This window comes from Amycolatopsis taiwanensis DSM 45107, from assembly GCF_000519205.1.
GTDB classification, from domain to species: domain Bacteria; phylum Actinomycetota; class Actinomycetes; order Mycobacteriales; family Pseudonocardiaceae; genus Amycolatopsis_E; species Amycolatopsis_E taiwanensis.
The window spans coordinates 1-17,351 of the sequence record NZ_JAFB01000014.1 but is presented as its reverse complement, the minus strand read 5'-3'; the positions used below and the strand labels follow the sequence as shown (position 1 = coordinate 17,351).

Genomic DNA, 17,351 nt, shown 5'->3' with positions numbered 1-17,351 from the left:
GCGGTACCAAAAGAAAGTCTGAAGTGGACAGTCAGCGTCGATGCCACGGTCGCATGAACCCTCGAAGGACATCTCGACCGTCCGCGATCGCGGGGAGACGCTGAAGGCGCATCCGAGCCCGGCTACCGCCGCGGATCAGGTGGTGTCCTGGGTGTACCCCTCCGAACAGGGAAAGGAGCGTGTTCGCTACTGGCTCCAGAGCCACCCGGACGCGCACGTGAAGATCGATTCGTACGACGTTCTGGACACGGACGCGACCGAAGGCCGCGCGTCCGTGGTCGTGCGGGGGCAAGCCTGTCCCACGCCGGACAACTGCATCCCGCTGGAGGTGGCCAGCGAGCGCAGCGCGCTGAAGGTCGAGAAGAGCGACACCTCACCGGAGGAGTACACGCTCAACTACGGTTCCGCGCTGCGCCTGCTCGGCAGCGGAGCCGAGGACTGAGGAACGACGGGGTGCTTCGGGTTCTACCGCGCCAGGGCGCCGTGCGGCAGCCTCCGGCTCAGTAGCGCCACGGCCGGGATCGCGCACACCGAGGTGACGGTGAGGGTGAGCCAAAGTACCGCGTTCCCCGCGGACAGCAGGCTGGTCAGCAGCGCGGGCCCAGCTACCTGGGATGCCGCCCAGGAGAGTTGGAACAGCGCGCTGGCCCTGCCTTCGGCGCCCTGCGGGGCGGCCGCTGCTGCCGCTGCCGTCATCAGCGGAGCGAAGATCGCCTCGGCGATGGCGGACAGCACGGCGGTGCCGAGTATGAGGATCACGGCGGCGCCTACCGGGACCAGGCTTGCCGGGATCAGGGTGGCGAACGAACAGGCGAAGATGCCCGCGGCGGTGACCATGCCCCGGACGCGGGTCCACCGGCCCACGAACCGAAGGATCGGCTGCTGGCCGGCGACCATGACCACGGTGCCGATGGCCATCGCGGTACCGAACACCCACTGTGGACCATGCAGGACATCGGTGACCAGGATGGGCAGCATCGAGTACTTGCCGACGCTGGCCAGGGTGAACAGGACGGTCACGCCGCAGAATGCGACGTAGGGACGGTCCCGCAGGACGGTGGCCCAGCTTCCCCGCACCGGAGCGGCCGAGCTGGCCTGCACACGCTCACGCCGAGTTGGGCGAACCAGCCAGATCAGAACCGCGGCCAGGACGAAGCTCGCCGCGTTCAGGTAGGCGATCAGGTGGAAGGCGGTGATGGTCATGGTGGGCAGCAGCGCCGAGCCGCCGGCGCCGAGTCCGCTGCCGGCGAAACGCGCCACCGTCTGGATCCCGAGCAAACGCTCGCTCGCCCGTCCCTCGGTCAGCGAGGTGATCATCGGGGCGTTCGCGGTCCAGAACAGCCGGTCGCCGATGCTGACCACCGCGGCGACGACGACAATGTGGGGCACGGCTGTGACCAGCGGGTAGCAGGCGAACGCGAGCGCTCGCACCATGTTGCTCGCCAACAACATGGTTGCGGCGCCCACCCGGTCCATGATCGAGCCCAACACGGGTCCGCCGGCCAGGCCCACCAGCGCCCCTCCGCTCAGCGCGGCCCCCGACTCGACCAGGCCGAACCCCTGCGCGTGGACGAGGAACAGCAGCGCGAAAGGCATCCACAGCCCGCTGCCCAGGGCATCGATGATGGTTGCCGCGAGGAAAAGCCCGCGCCGGTGGGGTCGCCGGCCGGGCGGCGCCGGTCGGGTGCGGGCCAGATCGGTCGGGAACTCGTCGTCTGATGGGAAAGTGCGCTCGGTTTCGGACAAGGCCAGACATCCCCTCGGTCGCGGGTGAGCGTGCGCTCGGCCAAGTAGTGTGGCCTGGCGTGACGATCTTCTCCGAGCGAGTGGCCGCATTGCGGGCAGCGGCGCAGGACGGCGATGCCGGGGCTGCCCGGGAGTACGGGCGGTTGTTGAGCCTGCTTCCGGATGGGAACTTGGCGGAGGACGGACCGTTCTGGGCCGGTGAACCATGGTTGCGCGCAGCGGTCACCGCCCACCCCCATGACACGCTGGCCCGTACGCTGCTGGGCAGCCTGCTGGTCACGCAGACCGCGGCGTGGCGGAACCTCCTCGATATCGTCGCCGTCGCCCCGGGTGCCGAGGAGGAGGAGATCGAGTCGGCGAACACGCGTCGGCGAGAGGAAGCGGAGGAGTTGCTCGGCGACGTACTGCGCGAGGATCCCGAGGCGCCCACGCCCAAGGCGTGCCTGGCGGCGTTGGCCGAAGTGTTCGACGAGCGCGACTACCCGGAAAGCGACTTCCCCTACGACTACCATCTGGTGCGGACCGAGTTGTGGAGCGGCTCGGTATGCACCACGTTTCGACTGGTGGTCGCCGATCCCGAGGAATTGCGCTGGGCTTGCGACTATTGGCTGGCGAACTACGACGAATTCGTCGGCCCGCTCACCCTCACCTCGTACTCCCGGGGCAAGGAGATCGGCGCTGTAGATCTTTTGGATGGCTCGGACGCGATCGACTGGGAGGCGGTGGCGGTCCCGCCGTTGACAGGAGTGCCGCTGCCGCCTGGACACCCTGCCCCGCAGTGGCGCGTCTACTATGGATTCACCGTAGAAGTTTCACCGTAGAAGTCGGATGAGAAATCGCCCATGATCACAGCGTCAGCACGTTCATGAGTGGCCCGTTCATGCCGATTTTCGGGAGTAACGAGTCACGCATGCACGAGCTGTCCGGCAACCAGGAGATCTTTCTGGTAATAGGCTGAGTCGCCGCCCCTCCTAGTTGTACGCGGAGCGCACCTTGGCCGCGAACTCGTAGTCGCGCTGCCAGTCCGTGCCCGTCGGCGCGAGGATCACGCGCTCGACTCCGGCCGCCTCGTAGGCCGCCAGTCGCGCGGCGGCTTGCTGCGGGTCGGTGCCCACATCGGGTCCGACGACCGTGGCCTTGAGCGCTGGACGGCCGAGTTCGGCGGCGAGCCGGCCGATCTCCGCGAGACTCTCCGCGATCTCCTCGGGTGGCAGTCCGATCGACGCCCAGCCGTCGCCGTACCTGGCCGCCCGGCGCAGCGCCGCCCGCCCGTTGCCGGCCACCACGACGGGAGGCATGTTCGCAGCCGGGGCGAGCGCTACTTCTACACCGTCGTCGAGCACGGTCCGCTTACCGGTGACCAGATCCGGCAGCACTCGCAGCGCCTCATCGGTACGCCGGCCACGGTCTGCATAGGACACCCCGGCCGCGCGCCAGCCGATGTCGCCGTGCGCTGGGTTGCCGGTGCCGATCCCCAGGACGAGTCGATTTCCGGAAACGTACTGCAACGTGCTCACCTGCTTCGCCGCCCAGGCCACCGGCCGAAGGGCCAGCAACATCACGTTGAAGCCGACCGTGATGCGTTCGGTCACCGCCGCCGCGGCGGCCAGAACCACGGTGCTGTCGAGCATCGGGGCACTCGCCACCAGATGATCGGTGGACCAGATCGAGTCGAGGCCGGCCGCCTCGGCGAACCGTGCGCTTTCCCGGACATCACCCAGGATCGGGTGAGCGGGGTCGGGTGTGGATGTCGGCAGGATGACACCGATTTCAACAGTCACACCAGCGATCAACCCGCGGTGCCGGTGCCCTATTCCGCCGACGCGAGCAAGGGCAGGAGGTTGTGGACGACTTCGCTGGCGACCAAACGTCTTCTGCAGGGCTGCGATGAAGATGGTTCGTTCCTGTGTGGTGAGACGTTCGACGTTGAGCGATCACCAACCGGGCATGGATGCGGTCCAGCCTCTCGTGACCCGCGGGCCAGATCACCGAGCGACAAGGGAAGTCGCGCGGTGACCGGACCAGGACGCTAGAGGCGGAGGGTTGCCAGGTCTACGGCGTCGGCCATGGCTTCCGCGCCTTTGTCGTTGAGGTGCATGCCGTCGCCACCGTCCAGGGCAGGGTGGATGTAGTCGGGGGCTTCGGGGTCCTCGACCGCCCGTGCCACATCAAAGACGGCGTCGAAAGCGTCGGTGGTACGGATCCAGTCGTTCACCTCGCGTCGGGCGGCAAGGCCCTCGGGGGTACTGATCCCGGGGTAAATGGCGCCCGCGAAGGGGCCGATGGTGGCCACGAGGATCTTCAGGCCGGCCTGGTGAGCGCGGTGGGCCAGGGCCTTGAACCCCTCCATGAGCGCATCGGAGGTGGCGGGAGGCTCGCCGGACATGCCGCCGAGGCCGAGGTCGTTGATCCCGAAGTGCACCAGGACGTGGGTCAGGCCGGGAATCGAGAGAACGTCGCGGTCGAAGCGCCCCAGCGCATGCTCGCCGACCTCGTCCTTCAGCAGCCGGTTTCCGGCGATGCCCTGGTTGACGACCCAGCCCCGCTCGAGGCGCCGGTTGAGGAAGTCCACGGAACGGTTGTTCGCGCCGATCGTGGTGCCGACTCCTTCGAACCAGGAGTCGCCGAACGCCACGGCGACCGCGGTGTCGTCCGGGGCGAGCACGTCGATGCCCGAGACGTAGAACCTGCCTTCTACCTGCTCAGCCTCAGGGAGTGCGGGCGAGTCAACGTGGTTCCCGCGGACTATGCGCGCGTTCTCCCTTGGCAGGTGGGAATAGGTGGCCAGACCGGTCTCCTCAGGGAGATAAATGCTGAGGAGCACCTCGGCGGCGCGGGCGACGGGCAGATCCATCGGGTCACTGACTGCCTCTTCTCCCGGCGGAATGGTGATCCGCTCGGCACCGTCGAAGGTGATGCTGGCCTGCCCGTGCTCGGTGGCGGCCCGTGCGGCGCCGATGGTCAAGGGGGTGCGGCCGTAGCGGTTCGTCAGGCGTACGCGGAGGCGTTGCCCGCCGCCGGCCATGCGGAGCACGTGGCGCACCGTCTGGTCGGCGAAGCCGCGCGGCTCGCTGAGCTTGATCTGCTCGTAGGGACTGATCACCGCGGTGCGGAAGCCGGCTGTCCAGATCATGGTCGCTCCGTTCGTTGTGTGGGGAATGCTTACGCTGAGGCGGAAGTCAGGACTGTCCTCTTCAGACAGTCGTCCGGGTCAGGGCTTCAGCACGTAGCGGCCGCGCACCCCGCCCTTGGCGACGGCCCGGTGGGCGTCGGCAACCTGCTCCAGCGGCACGGCCGCGTGCACTCTTGCCGGCAGTTCGCCGGACGCCGTGCGGGCGAGCAGGCCGCCCAACCGAGGGCCGTCGGGATGCGCGACCACGACGCCCACCGTGATCCCGCGCTCCGCGGCCGGCTCCGCGCTCGGTTGCACTCCGACGAAGGACCCGCCGTCGCGGACCAGGGCGAGGCCCCGCTCCTGCAGCGCCGCGCCGTCGGCGACCGCGTCCCAGCCCGGCTCGGCGTTCGTGGTGAACGCGGCGCCGAGGCTTCGGACGAACTCCTCGTCCTCGGCTCTGGCAAGACCGGTGACCTGCCAGCCGTGGTCCTGCGCGAGCGCGGCCACGTACCCACCGACGGCGCCGGCCGCGCCGGTCACCAGCAGCCGGTTGCCCTCGGTGGGCGCGTCGCCGAGCAGGTCGACGATCCCTGCGGCGGCCAGCCCGTTGAGCGGCACCGTCGACGCCATGGCCAGGTCCAGCCCGTCCGGCACGACGGCGAGGTCGGCGGCCGGCACGACGAGTTGCTCGGCGTAGGTACCGAAATCGCGGTCGAATCCGTCCACCAGGCCGGCGACCCGGGTGCCGGCCGGCAGGCTCACAACGGCGCCGGTGGCGACGACGGTGCCGGCGAAGTCCCAGCCCAGGCCGGTGTGTTCGGGCTGGTTGACCAGTCCCATCGCGTGGAAGAGGCCGCGCGCGACCCCGAGGTCGACGGGGTTGACCGCCGCGGCGGCGATCTCGACCCGGACCTCGCCGGGCCCGGGTTCGGCCACCGGAACGTCGATGATCTCGATCGAGCCGGGCCCGCTCGGGGTGCGGACGACGGCGGCGCGGAAGGTCGGGGTGCTCATGGTGTCGCTCCTGTTTCGAAAGTTGTCCCGCACCACGATGGATGGGTAACTTTCCAGTAGGAAGTAGGCACTTCAAAGTGCGTAAGTCACCTCTCGGCAGGAAGGATCGGTCGATGCCCACGACGACGGCCGCCCAGAAGCGGGCACAGGCGAAGTGGGAATACGACGCCTTCATGGCCAACTGCCCCAGTCGCCGGCTACTGGACCGGATCTCCGACAAGTGGGTCGCGCTGGTCCTGGCCGCGCTGGGCAGCGACGGCCCGCATCAGCCCGGGGCCGACTGCAGCGGCCAGCCGCGGTCGATGCGTTACTCCGAGCTGTCCCGCCGACTGGCCGGGGTCAGTCAGAAGATGCTCACCCAGACACTGCGTGCCCTCGAACGCGACGGCCTGCTCACCCGCACCGTGACACCGACCGTGCCGGTCACGGTCACTTACGAGCTGACCGACCTCGGTCTCTCCCTGCACCACGTGGTCCGGGGCATCAAGGTGTGGGCCGAGGCGCACATGGACGAGGTGCTCGCCAACCGCGAGGACTACGACCGTCGCACCGCCTGAACGATCACCATCAGCTCAACCAGCTGGGCGCGGCCTTCCCCAACGACCAGGTCGTTGAACCTGCGTTGCATCTGAATCGGTCTAGTGAACAATTCAGTGAAAAATGCCGCAATCGCACTCCACGGAGATCGACGAGTTCAATCACACGCCGAGAGGGCAGGGGGTTAGCCTGGTAGGCGCATCAAACGGACAAGTTAGATCGAGATGGATAGAGGCGAGTCCCTGCCGTGTCCAGCAGTAGCCCTGCGTCGCAGTTCGGCCCCAACGAATGGCTCGTCGAGGAGATGTACGACCAGTTCCTCGCCGACCCCTCCTCAGTAGATGCCGCCTGGCATGACTTCTTCTCGGACTTCACGCCGACGCAGACCCCGCACAAGAAGCCGGACGCCGCACCCAAGACGCCCCGACCGGACCAATCGGGCCAACCGGCGAAGTCGAACGGTCAGCTCAAGACCGCGCCGCCGAAGGCACCCGCGCGCCCGGCACCCGCCCCCCAGCCGACCCCGGTGAAGCCGCGGCCGGCCGCCGCGAAGGCCGCTCCCGCGCCCGCAGCAGCCAAGCCGGAGGCCAAGCAAGAGGGCAAGCAGCTGCGCGGCGCCGCGGCGGCGATCGCGAAGAACATGGACGCCTCGCTGACCGTCCCCACCGCGACGAGCGTGCGCGCCGTGCCGGCCAAGCTGATGGCCGACAACCGCATCGTGATCAACAACCACCTCAAGCGCACCCGCGGTGGCAAGATCTCCTTCACGCACCTCATCGGGTACGCGATGGTGCGTGCGCTGCGTGACTTCCCGAACATGAACCGGCACTACGATCTCGTCGACGGGAAGCCGTTCGCGATCACGCCGGAGCACGTGAACCTCGGTCTCGCGATCGACATGAAGGGCAAGGACGGCAGCCGCACCCTCGTCGTCGCCTCCATCAAGCACACCGAGAACATGACGTTCCTGCAGTTCTGGCAGGCGTACGAGGAGATCGTCAAGAAGGCTCGCAACAACAAGCTGACCGCCGACGACTTCGCCGGCACCACGATCTCGCTGACCAACCCGGGCGGCATCGGCACCAACCACTCGGTGCCCCGGCTGCAGGCCGGCCAGGGCGCGATCATCGGCGTGGGCGCGATGCAGTACCCGTCGGCCTTCGAGGGCAGCAGCGAGAAGACCCTCGTCGACCTCGGCATCAGCAAGATCATGACGCTGACGTCGACCTACGACCACCGGATCATCCAGGGTGCGGAGTCCGGCGAGTACCTCAAGCGCATCCACGAGTTGCTGCTCGGCGGCGACGGTTTCTACGACGACATCTTCACGTCGCTGCGCCTGCCCTACGAACCGGTGCGCTGGGTCAAGGACATTCCCGCGGGCGCCGTCGACAAGACCGCGCGGGTCATCGAGCTCATCGACGCCTACCGCATCCGCGGCCACCTGATGGCCGACACCGACCCGCTGAACTACCGCCAGCGCCGCCACGAGGACCTCGACGTCCTCTCACACGGCCTGACGCTGTGGGACCTCGACCGCGAGTTCGCCGTCGGCGGGTTCGCCGGCCAGGAGCGCATGAAGCTGCGTGACGTGCTGGGCGTCCTGCGCGACTCCTACTGCCGCACGGTCGGCGTGGAGTACACGCACATCCTCGACCCCGAGGAGCGCCGCTGGATCCAGGATCGCGTCGAGGTGCCGCACGAGAAGCCCGACCAGGCCGTGCAGAAGTACGTGCTGTCCAAGCTCAACGCGGCCGAGGCGTTCGAGACCTTCCTGCAGACCAAGTACGTCGGCCAGAAGCGGTTCTCGCTGGAGGGCGGCGAGACGGTGATCCCGCTGCTGGACACCGTGCTCGACAAGGCCGCCGAGCACGAGCTCGACGAGGTCGTGATCGGCATGCCGCACCGTGGCCGGCTCAACGTGCTGGCCAACATCGTGGGCAAGCCGATCTCGCAGATCTTCCAGGAGTTCGAGGGCAACCTCGACCCGGGCCAGGCGCACGGCTCCGGCGACGTGAAGTACCACCTGGGCGCCGAGGGCAAGTACTTCCGCATGTTCGGTGACGGCGAGACGAAGGTGTCGCTGACCGCGAACCCGTCGCACCTGGAGACGGTGGACCCGGTGCTGGAGGGCATCGCCCGGGCCAAGCAGGATCTCCTGAACAAGGGCGACCAGCACGGCGAGGGCTTCACCGTGCTGCCCGTGCTGCTGCACGGTGACGCCGCGTTCGCCGGCCAGGGCGTGGTCGCCGAGACGCTGAACCTGGCGCTGCTGCGTGGTTACCGGACCGGCGGCACGGTGCACATCATCATCAACAACCAGGTCGGCTACACCACCGCGCCGGAACACTCGCGGTCGTCGCAGTACGCCACCGACGTGGCGAAGATGATCGGCGCGCCGATCTTCCACGTCAACGGGGACGACCCGGAGGCCGCGCACTGGGTGGCCAAGCTCGCGGTGGACTACCGGCAGGCGTTCAACAAGGACGTCGTGATCGACATGATCTGTTACCGCCGCCGGGGCCACAACGAGGGCGACGACCCGTCGATGACGCAGCCGGCGATGTACGACATCATCGACGCCAAGCGTTCGGTGCGGAAGATCTACACCGAAGCGCTGATCGGCCGCGGCGACATCTCGGTCGACGAAGCGGAAGCCGCGTTGCGCGACTTCTCCAGCCAGCTGGAACACGTCTTCAACGAGGTTCGCGAACTGGAGAAGCACCCGATCGCGCCGAGCCCGTCGGTGGAAGGCGAGCAGCAGGTCCCGGCCAAGGTGTCGACGGCGGTCAGCCGCGAGGTCGTCGAGCGGATCGGTGACGCGTTCAGCAACGTGCCCGACGGCTTCACCCCGCACCCGCGGGTCAAGCCAGTGATGGAGCGCCGCGGCAAGATGTCGCGGGAAGGCGGCATCGACTGGGCGTTCGGTGAACTGCTCGCGTTCGGGTCGCTGGCCATGGAGGGGCGCCTGGTGCGGCTGTCCGGGCAGGACTCGCGGCGCGGCACCTTCACCCAGCGGCACTCGGTGCTCATCGACCGCAAGACCGGCCGTGAGTACGCGCCGCTGCAGAACCTGGCGCCGAACCAGGGCCGGGTGATGATCTACGACTCGGCGCTGTCGGAGTACGCGGCGGTCGGCTTCGAGTACGGCTACTCGGTGGCCAACTCGGAGGCGCTGGTGCTGTGGGAGGCGCAGTTCGGCGACTTCGTCAACGGCGCGCAGACGGTGATCGACGAGTACATCTCCTCGGGCGAAGCCAAGTGGGGCCAGCTCGCCGATGTCGTGCTGCTGCTGCCGCACGGTCACGAGGGCCAGGGCCCGGACCACACGTCCGGCCGGATCGAGCGGTTCCTGCAGCTCTGCGCCGAGGGGTCGATGACGGTCGCGGTGCCGTCCACTCCGGCGAACCACTTCCACCTGCTGCGCCGGCACGCGCTGGACGGGATCCGCCGGCCGCTGATCGTGTTCACCCCGAAGTCGATGCTGCGGAACAAGGCGGCGACCTCGGCGGTGGAGGACTTCACCGGCCAGTCGAAGTTCATGTCGGTGATCGACGACGTCGACGTCAACCCGGCGAAGGCGCGCAAGGTGCTGCTGACCTCCGGAAAGCTGTACTGGGAGCTGGTGGCCGAACGCGACAAGCGTGGCGCGGACGACGTGGCGATCGTGCGCATCGAGCAGTACTACCCGCTGCCGCTGAAGAAGCTGAAGGCCGCGCTCGAGCGCTACACCGCCGCGTCGGAGGTCGTGTGGGTGCAGGAGGAGCCGGAGAACCAGGGCGCCTGGCCGTTCTTCGGGCTGCACCTGCCGCGCAAGCTCCCCGACCTGCTCTCCGGCCTCGACGTGGCCGCGCGCCGTCCGATGGCCGCGCCGTCGGCGGGCTCGTCCAAGGTGCACGACGTCGAGCAGAAGGCGTTGATCGCCAAGGCGTTCGCCTGATCCACGCCGGTGCATGAGTGGCCCGTTCATGCCGAATTTCGACAGTAACGGGTCACTCATCGCCCAGCTGAGTTGACAGTGCCCCCTCTCTGGCGCGGAGGAGAGGGGGCACTCTCGTGTCGGCTCAGCTTCCGGTGTGGAGGAGGACGTTCGGCGATCCGCTGCCGACGCCGCTTACCACATCCGGAGTGCCGGCCGAGACCAGCGCGTCACGCACCTGGGCAGGCGTGGCCGACGAGTTGTCCGCCAGGTACAACGCCGCAGCACCGGTGACATGCGGGGTGGCCATGGACGTGCCGCTGATCGTGTTGGTCGCCGTGTTGCCGCCGATCCAGTCCGACGTGATGTTGCTGCCTGGCCCGAAGATGTCGACGCAGGTGCCGTAATTCGAGTAGCTCGCCCGGGTGTCGGCCCTCGTGGTCGCGCCCACCGTGATGGCCTCCGGCACCCGCGCGGGCGAGTCACCGCACGCGTCGGCGTTGTCGTTGCCCGCGGCGATGGCGTAGGTCACGCCCGAGGAGATCGACTTCGACACGGCGTCGTCAAGCGCCTGGTCCGAACTGCCGCCCAGGCTCATGTTCGCCACCGCGGGTTTCACCGCGTTCGCGGTGACCCAGTCGATCCCCGCGATCACCTGCTCCTCGCTGCCCGAGCCGTTGCAGTCGAGTACACGGACGCCGACGAGTCGCACGCCCTTGGCCACCCCGTAGGCGTCGCCGCCGACCGTTCCGGCAACGTGCGTGCCGTGCCCGTTGCAGTCGGTGGCGTCGGCGTCGTTGTCCACGAAGTCGTGGCCGGAGGTCGCGCGACCGCCGAAATCGTTGTGGGTCAGGTTGATTCCGGTGTCGATGATGTAGGCGTGGACGTCCGGCGCCGTGGTCGAGTAGGTGTAGCTGTGGTCCAGCGGCAGCGACCGCTGGTCCAGCCGGTCCAGGCCCCACGATGGCGGATCGGTCTGGGTGTCCAGGACGTGGAAAGTGCGGTTCTGCTGGACATAGGCCACCGCCGGGTCGGCCGCCAGGTGCTTGGCCTGCGCCTCGGTCATTTTCGCCGAGTAGCCGCGCAAGGCTGCAGAGTAGGTCCGGTTCACCACCCCACCCAGCCGGGCGGTCAACTCGCCGGCCAGCACGCTCACCGGGGACGAGCCCTGCTTCAGCACGACGATGTAACTGTCCGGGATCGCACCCTCGGCGCCCGCACCGACGATCTTGCCTTCCTGCGCCGAAGCTGATGCACCGGTGCCGAATACGGTGAGCGTCGCGAGTGCGGTGGCCGCGCCGAGCGTGACCAGGGATCGGATCTTCCGCAAGCTGCCTTACCTCCTTGGCAATGCCCACCGCGGTGGGCGTCTCCCACCCGATTGGATGGTTATTGCACACAGAGGTTAGGGGGTTGAAATTAACCCACAGAAGGGCCAAAAGTAGGAACCGCGGAGGGCAATCGTACGAACGCTCACCGCCGCTGTTCGATCACGTCCAGGATCTGACGTGCGGTGACCACGCCGATCACCCGCTCCTCGTCGTCCACCACCACGCCCAGCCCAGCGGGCGAGGACAGGGCCGCGTCGAGCGCGCCGCGCAGGGGCGTGCCCCGGCGGTAGAGCGAACCGCCCGCCACCAAATCACCCTCCCGCAAGCCACCGTCCACAGTGGACTTCGGCGGCAGCCAGCCGCGCGGGCGACCGTCCGAGTTCACCGCCAGTGCCCAGTCCGTGGTCACCCAGGGCACCGGCTCGCCGAGCCGGATCGTGGCGACGTCCTGCAACTGGACGCCGGTCGCATCCATAAAGGACAGTCCACGATAGCCCCGGTCACGGCCCACGAAGGAGGCGACGAAATCGTCGACCGGGTTCCGGAGCACCTCCGCGGGGGTGCCGTACTGCGCCAGCCTGCCGCCGGTGCGCAGCACCGCCACCTTGTCCCCCAGCCGGACCGCCTCGTCCACGTCGTGGGTGACGAACACGATCGTCTTGCCCAGCCGGGATTGCAGGCGCAGCAACTCGTCCTGCAGGTCCTCGCGCACGATCGGGTCCACCGCCGAGAACGGCTCGTCCATCAGCAACACGGGCGAGTCCGCGGCCAGCGCGCGGGCCACCCCGACCCGCTGCCGCTGCCCACCGGACAGCTGCGCCGGGTACCGGTCGCCGAGCTCGGCCGGCAGCCCGACCGTCGCCAGCAGCTCGGCGGCTCGCTCCCGTGCCCGGCTCCGGCCCCAGCCGGACAGCAGCGGCACGGTCGCCACGTTGTCCAGCACCGTCCGGTGCGGGAAGAGACCGGCGTTCTGGATGACGTAGCCGATGCCGCGGCGCAGCACCGGCGGGTCGGACTCGCAGACGTCGCGCCCGTCGAGCAGCACCCGGCCGGAGGTGGGCTCGACCATCCGGTTGATCATCCGCAGCGAGGTCGTCTTCCCACAGCCCGACGGCCCGACGAACACCGTGATGGTGCCGTCCTCGATGGTCAGGCTCAGGTCGTCGACCGCGACGGTGCCGTCCGGGTACCGCTTGGTCACGTTCGCGAACTCGATCGCCACCTCCGGCACCCTAGCCGGGTTGCCGCCCGAGCGGCCACGGATCCGCGAACTGGGACGCACGCCACTCCGCCGTCCACGACAGGAAGCCGGAAGACATGAATGACCCGTTACTGCCGAAATCCGACGCGAGTGGCCCGCTGTCGAGCCGCGGCTCCCAGGCCGACCAGAGAGCGCGCCGCCGACAGGCCCGCTATCGAGGCGGCAGGGCGCCGTTACGGGCCAGGTGACCCGAGTTCGTCGGGAGCGCCCTGTCGACACGATCGCGGTCGCGCGCAAACTCGCGAAGGAGAAGGCAGTAACGGGTCACTCATGCCTGCAGTCGTAACTCAGTCGTCAGGTTGTCACGCCGTCTTCGATGGCTGCCTTCGCCACCGCGGCGGCGACCTCCGGTGCGACCCGCGGGTCCAGCGGGCTCGGCACGATGCGGTCCGGGCCGAGATCGTCCTGCGCCACCGCGAAGATCGCCTCGGCCGCGGCGAGCTTCATGTTCTCGGTGATCGCGCGGGCTCCGGCGTCCAGCGCGCCCCGGAACACGCCGGGGAAGGCGAGCACGTTGTTGATCTGGTTCGGGAAGTCGCTGCGACCGGTGGCCACGATCGCGGCGTACCGGCCGGCCGCCTCGGGATGCACCTCGGGGTCCGGGTTCGACAGTGCGAAGACGATCGGATCGTCCGCCATTCCGGCGAGGACGGTCTCGTCGATGGTCGCGCCGGACAGCCCGAGGAACACGTCCGCGCCACGCAACGCTTCGGTGAGCCCGCCGCGCAGCCCGGCCGCGTTGGTCGTCTCGGCCAGCTTCTGCTTGACCGGGTTCAGCCCCGCGCGTCCGGTGTGGACGATGCCCTTCGAGTCCAGCACCGTGACATCACCGACCCCGGCCTCCTGCAGGATCCGCGCGCACGCCACACCGGCCGCGCCGGCGCCGGAGATGACCACCCGCTGCGACGCGATGTCCCGGCCCAGCACCAGGTTCGCGCCGCGCAGCGCCGCGAGCGTGACGATCGCGGTGCCATGCTGGTCGTCGTGCATGACCGGGCAGTCGAGCGCCGCCTTGAGCTTGTCCTCCAGCTCGAAGCAGCGAGGCGCCGCGATGTCCTCGAGATTGACCGCACCGAACGACGGGCGCAACCGCACGAGCGTCTCGACGATCTCGTCGACGTCCGTGGTGTTCAGCACGAGCGGGATCGAGTTCAGCCCGCCGAACGTCTTGAACAGCACGGACTTGCCCTCCATCACCGGCAGCGACGCGCTCGCCCCGATGTCGCCGAGACCGAGCACGGCGGTGCCGTCGCTGACCACGACCACCAGCCGGTCGGCCCAGGTGTAGCGGTGGGCAAGCTCGGCATCCTCGGCAATGGCCCGGCTCACCTTGGCCACGCCCGGCGTGTACGCGATGGACAGGTCCCGCGGCCGGGAGATCGGCCTGGTCGCCGCCACGGACAGCTTGCCGTCCCGGTGCCCTTCGAAGATCTCGTCTTCAGTCACCGGCGAACTGCCGGTGACCTGAGCGTAAGTCATCTGGTTAATCCCTCCCGGGATTGCAAAGGTCCCCCAGTAACACGGACTGACACTGGCTCTTTCGGCTCGATGCGGTGGCACCTGAAGCCGTCGAGGAGTCCTGCGGGCAACGGCCGCTCGGACGAGGCGGTCCCCCCAGTGTGACAGGCGCGGCCGCGGCTTGGCCGCCGAGGTGCGGCTGAGATCACAAAAATGGCTGGTCACAGGCCCCTTAGCAAGACGACCATCCGGCTTGGTTGACGGAACCGAAACGTTCTCCCCACCGTCGCCGAACCGCCCACGCCGGTGCCCCGGCCGGCCCGTCGCCCACCACCATCCTCAACGGACACGCTTCCGCGACTGATCAGCCCCGCCCGCCGGCCCACCACCACCCTCAACGGACACGCTTCGCGCGGCTAATTACATTCATGGCATGCAGGTTTGTGAGCTGGCTGTGCGTGACGCCTACGAGTTCGTGCCGAAGACGTTCCCCGACCAACGCGGCCTGTTCGTCGCCCCGTTCCAGGAGGCCGCACTGATCGAAGCGCTCGGCCACCCGCTGCGGCTGGCACAGACCAATCACAGCGTCTCCCAGCGCGGCACCATCCGTGGCGTCCACTTCGCCGACACGCCGCCCGGCCAGGCGAAATACATTTACTGCCCACGCGGTGCGCTGCTCGACGTGGTCGTCGACCTGCGCACCGGCTCACCCACCTTCGGCCACTGGGACGCGGTACGCCTGGACTCCACCGACTTCCACGCGATCTACCTGGCCGAAGGGCTCGGGCACGCGTTCGTCGCACTCGAAGACGACACCGCGATGACCTACCTGTGCTCCACCGGCTACAACCCGGCCGCCGAGCACGGCATCAACCCGCTCGACCCCGAACTGGGCCTGCCGTGGCCGGCGGACCTGCCGCCCATTCTGTCCGAAAAGGACCGCACGGCCCCGTCACTGGCGGAAGCCGCCTCGGCCGGAATGCTGCCACGGTACGAAGACTGCGTGGCGCACTACGAGAAACTCCGCGCGAACTGAACCGCCTCCTGCGCAGTATCAGTGACGATTCCTCAGACGGCCACACTGTTTGGATCATCACCATCGTGGTGCTGGTGGTGATCCTCGCGTGCACCGGCGTCACGCTGAAGCTGACCGGAGTTTTCGGGTCCGGTAAGGCCGCACCCACGCCAAGCCATGTGGCCGTGGACTGGGGCGGCCCCGGCGAAGCCAGGAAACTGTGGGCGGCTCCGGCGATTGGCACCATGAACGACCCGTTCCACGGCTGGCTGGTCGATGAGCACACGGTCGCCTATGCCACCACGAGCGGACTTGCCGGCTACGACCTCGACAGCGGTAAGCAGATATGGCAGTTGCCGGAGTCCAACATCTGTGCGATGAGCCCCACCATCGACGGCGGTATCGGCGCGATCGGACTGGCATCCAATCCGTCCGACCACGCCAACTGCGACACCGCCGCCGCCGTCGACCTTACCGACGGCAGGCTGCTCTGGTCGGTGAACCAGCTAACGTTATTGCCGGAAATAGGCGCTCCCACGTCGGGCGCACTTTCGGTCGCCAATGGGATGGTGATCGTCGAAGATTTTCGGAAGAACATGCTCGGTTACGGCGCTCGCGACGGACAGCGGAAATGGGCCGTGCCGGTGCCGACCGGCGATTACTGCACCCAAATCTACGTGCTGGCCGAGGGGGACGAGACGGTGCAGGTACAGGACTGCCAGCGCGACGGCATCACAGTCTCCACCTACGACACCGCCAGCGGAGCGATGAAGGGAACGGTGAAGATGTCTTCAACGGATACTTTCGAAGACCGATTGTTACCGCTGTCGGTGCACCCACTGGTCGTCGTCAATTACCACGAGATCTACTACCTGCGCGACCCGAATACGGCACCGATACCCCTACAGGTTTCTCCCGAGACCGATCTCTCGCGTTGGGTAGATGGCATCCAGACCTCTGAGGCCTTCGACAGCACCTCCATGTGTGCTGTAGCCCCCGACCCGGACGACGACCTGACGCCGTCGCTCACGTGCTACGACCTTGCCACTGGTCAGGCCCGCTGGTCGCACGAATTCGAACGCCTCGCCGACGTAAGGGCGATCGGGATGAGCCAGGGGAAACTCTGGATCGACTACACGGGGCTTGAGAACGAGCACCATCAGCTGCTGTCTTTCTCGCAGGCCGACGGCGCGATGACAAAAGAAACAACCTTCACGGTCGATAATTATGCTCTTGCTTACAACTTGGTGGGGCTGACGGCGCAACTCGCCGGCAACAAGATCGTCGAGTTCGGCCCGCCGTTTGCCCCGGTGACCGTCTGGGACCGCGGCTAAGATCACGACGCGCCCATTCGGGCCTGCCAATCTCCCGGCAAATGATCAACGGAGGGGCGAACTGGACCTGAGCGCGGACCTCGACGGCCCACAGCCACCACCCGATCGCGCCATCGGAGACGAAGATCACTCGATCCATCCGGTCCGGCACGCCGACGGCCCGGCGGAGGTCGTGTCGGCCGATCCGCTGACCTTGCGATTCAGCACGACCGACGACCAACTCGCGTTTCCCGCGGTCGAAGGCGGTGGGCTCCGCGGTCAGGCGCTCAACCGCAGCCTCGGACTGCCCGCACCGGCCGGCGCGAATTCCTACGCCCAGACCACCTACGTGCGACCGCGCGGCTATTAACCCGGATCTTGCATGGGGTGGTCGGCTGGTCCTGGGTGGTCCGTGGGGTTGTTGTTCGGGGTGTTTGTTTGGTTTGGGGCAGGTTGGTGGTGCCCGTTGTCGGTGGGGTGGCCGCCGGTGTTCACTGCCGGGGTGGTGTTGCTGGTTGTCGGGGCGGGTTGGTGATGGTTAGGCGAGTTGTGGCAGGGCGGTGAGGCGTTGGTGTGCGGTGATGATCAGGGTGTTGCAGGGTGCGTGTCGGGATAGTCGGAGGTGGACTCGGCGGGCGTGTC

The 17,351-nt window shown here is 68.0% G+C and carries 13 protein-coding genes and 1 pseudogene; 7 read left to right on the top strand and 7 right to left on the bottom strand.

What is annotated here, in order from left to right; genetic code table 11:
- Positions 1-40: 40 nt before the first annotated feature.
- Positions 41-442, top strand: a complete 402-nt coding sequence (locus tag A3CU_RS0112225; RefSeq protein WP_027942531.1) for a hypothetical protein — start codon at positions 41-43, stop codon at positions 440-442.
- Positions 443-465: 23 nt separating this feature from the next.
- On the opposite strand, the gene A3CU_RS44495 is transcribed toward A3CU_RS0112225, so the two are convergent.
- Positions 466-1,746 carry an MFS transporter gene (locus A3CU_RS44495; protein WP_245617024.1) on the bottom strand — a complete coding sequence of 427 codons (1,281 nt, stop codon included), beginning with the start codon at positions 1,744-1,746 and terminating at the stop codon, positions 466-468.
- Positions 1,747-1,805: 59 nt separating this feature from the next.
- On the opposite strand from A3CU_RS44495, the gene A3CU_RS0112215 reads away from it, so the two are divergent.
- A complete protein-coding gene (locus tag A3CU_RS0112215) occupies positions 1,806-2,567 on the top strand; it encodes a hypothetical protein (RefSeq protein WP_052371664.1) in 762 nt (253 codons plus the stop codon).
- Between the two features lie 150 nt (positions 2,568-2,717).
- On the opposite strand, the gene A3CU_RS0112205 is transcribed toward A3CU_RS0112215, so the two are convergent.
- From A3CU_RS0112205 to A3CU_RS0112195, 3 genes are all read right to left on the bottom strand, one after another.
- The gene (locus tag A3CU_RS0112205) at positions 2,718-3,527 is read right to left on the bottom strand and encodes an LLM class flavin-dependent oxidoreductase (protein WP_027942529.1); all 810 of its coding nucleotides are present in this window, start codon (positions 3,525-3,527) and stop codon (positions 2,718-2,720) included.
- Between the two features lie 248 nt (positions 3,528-3,775).
- Complete coding sequence (locus A3CU_RS0112200; protein WP_043840982.1) at positions 3,776-4,879, bottom strand: GDSL-type esterase/lipase family protein; 1,104 nt, start codon at positions 4,877-4,879, stop codon at positions 3,776-3,778.
- A gap of 78 nt (positions 4,880-4,957) precedes the next feature.
- Entirely contained in the window at positions 4,958-5,875 is a 918-nt protein-coding gene (locus A3CU_RS0112195; RefSeq protein WP_027942527.1) for an NADP-dependent oxidoreductase, read from the bottom strand.
- A 113-nt stretch (positions 5,876-5,988) separates the two neighbouring features.
- Here A3CU_RS0112195 and A3CU_RS0112190 point away from each other — a divergent pair, with 113 nt between their 5' ends.
- Positions 5,989-6,432, top strand: coding sequence for a winged helix-turn-helix transcriptional regulator (locus tag A3CU_RS0112190; protein WP_027942526.1), 444 nt, complete (start codon positions 5,989-5,991; stop codon positions 6,430-6,432).
- Positions 6,433-6,659: 227 nt separating this feature from the next.
- The gene (locus tag A3CU_RS0112180; RefSeq protein WP_027942525.1) at positions 6,660-10,352 is read left to right on the top strand and encodes a multifunctional oxoglutarate decarboxylase/oxoglutarate dehydrogenase thiamine pyrophosphate-binding subunit/dihydrolipoyllysine-residue succinyltransferase subunit; all 3,693 of its coding nucleotides are present in this window, start codon (positions 6,660-6,662) and stop codon (positions 10,350-10,352) included.
- A 127-nt stretch (positions 10,353-10,479) separates the two neighbouring features.
- Here A3CU_RS0112180 and A3CU_RS0112175 read toward each other — a convergent pair.
- The 3 genes and pseudogenes from A3CU_RS0112175 to A3CU_RS0112165 all read right to left on the bottom strand — a co-directional run.
- Positions 10,480-11,661: pseudogene (locus A3CU_RS0112175) on the bottom strand (S8 family peptidase); the annotation flags it as partial.
- 143 nt (positions 11,662-11,804) lie between these two features.
- Positions 11,805-12,884 (bottom strand): ABC transporter ATP-binding protein, encoded by a 1,080-nt coding sequence (locus A3CU_RS0112170; RefSeq protein WP_027942523.1) that lies wholly within the window; start codon positions 12,882-12,884, stop codon positions 11,805-11,807.
- Between the two features lie 333 nt (positions 12,885-13,217).
- Complete coding sequence (locus A3CU_RS0112165; RefSeq protein ID WP_027942522.1) at positions 13,218-14,402, bottom strand: NAD(P)-dependent malic enzyme; 1,185 nt, start codon at positions 14,400-14,402, stop codon at positions 13,218-13,220.
- 412 nt (positions 14,403-14,814) lie between these two features.
- Between A3CU_RS0112165 and A3CU_RS0112160 the strand changes: the two genes are divergently transcribed.
- The 3 genes from A3CU_RS0112160 to A3CU_RS52350 all read left to right on the top strand — a co-directional run bounded on the left by A3CU_RS0112160 (position 14,815) and on the right by A3CU_RS52350 (position 17,079).
- Positions 14,815-15,417 carry a dTDP-4-dehydrorhamnose 3,5-epimerase family protein gene (locus A3CU_RS0112160; RefSeq protein WP_027942521.1) on the top strand — a complete coding sequence of 201 codons (603 nt, stop codon included), beginning with the start codon at positions 14,815-14,817 and terminating at the stop codon, positions 15,415-15,417.
- Positions 15,418-15,482: 65 nt separating this feature from the next.
- Positions 15,483-16,730: an outer membrane protein assembly factor BamB family protein gene (locus A3CU_RS0112155; RefSeq protein WP_027942520.1), complete on the top strand. Its 1,248-nt coding sequence runs from the start codon at positions 15,483-15,485 to the stop codon at positions 16,728-16,730.
- A gap of 172 nt (positions 16,731-16,902) precedes the next feature.
- Positions 16,903-17,079 carry a hypothetical protein gene (locus tag A3CU_RS52350; protein ID WP_156960334.1) on the top strand — a complete coding sequence of 59 codons (177 nt, stop codon included), beginning with the start codon at positions 16,903-16,905 and terminating at the stop codon, positions 17,077-17,079.
- Positions 17,080-17,351: the final 272 nt, after the last annotated feature.